1 protein-coding gene is annotated in these 243 nt (G+C 63.4%); it reads left to right on the top strand.

Going from position 1 to position 243, the window contains the following annotated elements; translation table 11 throughout:
• Window positions 1-243: malonate decarboxylase subunit alpha (locus SB756_RS34230; protein ID WP_410913776.1), on the top strand; the 243-nt coding region annotated here is incomplete at both ends.

Genomic DNA, 243 nt, shown 5'->3' on the forward strand with positions numbered 1-243 from the left:
GGCCAAGGCCGACCCGGCCAGGCTGCATGACCTGCACATGATCATGCCCAGCGTCGGCCGTTCCGAGCACCTGGACCTGTTCGAGCGCGGCATCGCCCGCAAGCTGGACTTTTCCTTTGCCGGCACCCAGAGCCTGCGCATCAGCCAGTTGCTGGAAGACGGGCTGCTGGAAATCGGCGCCATCCATACCTACATCGAACTCTATGCGCGGCTGGTGGTGGACCTGATCCCCAATGTGGTGCT

The organism is Pseudomonas sp. SIMBA_068 (assembly GCF_046534705.1).
GTDB classification, from domain to species: domain Bacteria; phylum Pseudomonadota; class Gammaproteobacteria; order Pseudomonadales; family Pseudomonadaceae; genus Aquipseudomonas; species Aquipseudomonas putida.